1 pseudogene is annotated in these 1,468 nt (G+C 67.6%); it reads left to right on the top strand.

The features are described 5' to 3' along the window. A pseudogene (locus AB0H22_RS06115) lies at positions 1 to 1,468 on the top strand (hypothetical protein); the annotation flags it as partial.

The raw sequence follows: 1,468 nt of genomic DNA, 5'->3' as shown, positions 1-1,468 counted from the left end.
GGCGAAGACTGCTGCGGATGCGGCGAATGCCGATAAGGCGGCCAAGGATGCGTCGAAGGTGGCTGCGGATCAGGCTGCGGCGGATGCGTTGGCGGCTAAGACTGTTGCGGATCAGGTGGCTGGTCAGGCGAAGTCGGTTGCGGATGCGGCGAATGCGGATAAGGCGGCCAAGGATGCGTCGAAGGTGGCTGCGGATCAGGCTGCGGCGGATGCGTTGGCGGCCAAGAGCACCGCCGATGCCGCGTTGACGAATGCGCAGGCCACGGCGGCCGTCAGTAACCAGGCCTTGGCCGATGCCTCTGCCGCCAAGGCGGCCGCCGACGCCGATAAGTCAGCCAAGGATGCGGCCAAGGCTGCGGCGGATCAGACAGCAGCACAAGCAAAGTCGGCCTCAGACGCGGCGAATGCGGATAAGTCAGCCAAGGATGCGGCCAAAGCTGCGGCGGACGCGGATAAGGCTGCCAAGGATGCTGCCAAGGCCACCGCCGACGCCGCGTTGGCGGATGCGCAAACCAATGCGACTGCGAGTAACCAGGCCGTGTCGAATGCCCAGGCGGCGTTGACCGCGGCGAACACCGCCAAACAGAACGCAGACACGGCGAAAGTCAATGCGGACAAGGCATTGAGCGATGCGCAGAAGGTCGTCGACGCCATTCAGAAGGCCAAGGATGATGCGACAGCCGCCACTGCCGAGGCGCAGCGCACCCAGACCGTCTACCAGCAGGCGCACACCGCCACCGTGGCCGCGCAGCAGCAGCGCGATCAGGCCCAGGCCGACGTCACCTACTACACGACCAACCTCGTCGGCATCGCGTTGAACCTGACATCGCTGGGCACGCTCTTGGCTGGAGCTCAACAGCGACTCACTACGGGCAATGTCGCGGTGGCGCAGGCGCAGGCAACGGAGGCCACTGCGAAGACCACCGCTGACAACGCGGCCGCAGCCAAGACCGCCACCGATGCCGCCGCGGCAACCGCGGTCAGCCAAGAGCCGGCGGCGATCGCGGCGCGCAATGCGGCACAGACCAACGCGAACACCGCCAACAACAACGTCACGGCTGCCGCCCAACAGGTCGGCACTGCGCAGCAGGCCGTCACCACCACGACGGCGGCCAAGGCTGTGACCGACCAGGCGTTGACTGATGCGGCTAACGCGGCTGCGGCCGCGGCTGCCGCCAAGACTGTGGCGGATCAGAAGGCGGTTGATGCCAAGACCGCCGCGGACGCGGCTGCAGCGGTGAAGGCCACTGCGGATCAAGCGCTGGCAGCTGCGAATAACGCCGCGGCAGCCGCGTTGGCGGCGAAGACCGCGGCCGATCAGAAGGTCGCCGATGCGCAGCAGGCCGTCACCGCCGCCACGACGGCCAAGACCACCGCGGATGCGGCGGTGGCAGATGCGACCAGCGTGGCTGCGGCCGCGGCTGCCGCCAAGACTGTGGCGGATCAGCGGGCGGTTGATGCCAGTACG

This window comes from Mycobacterium sp. NPDC050853 (assembly GCF_040653875.1).
Classification (GTDB): domain Bacteria; phylum Actinomycetota; class Actinomycetes; order Mycobacteriales; family Mycobacteriaceae; genus Mycobacterium.
This window is presented reverse-complemented; position numbering and strand designations above follow the sequence as displayed.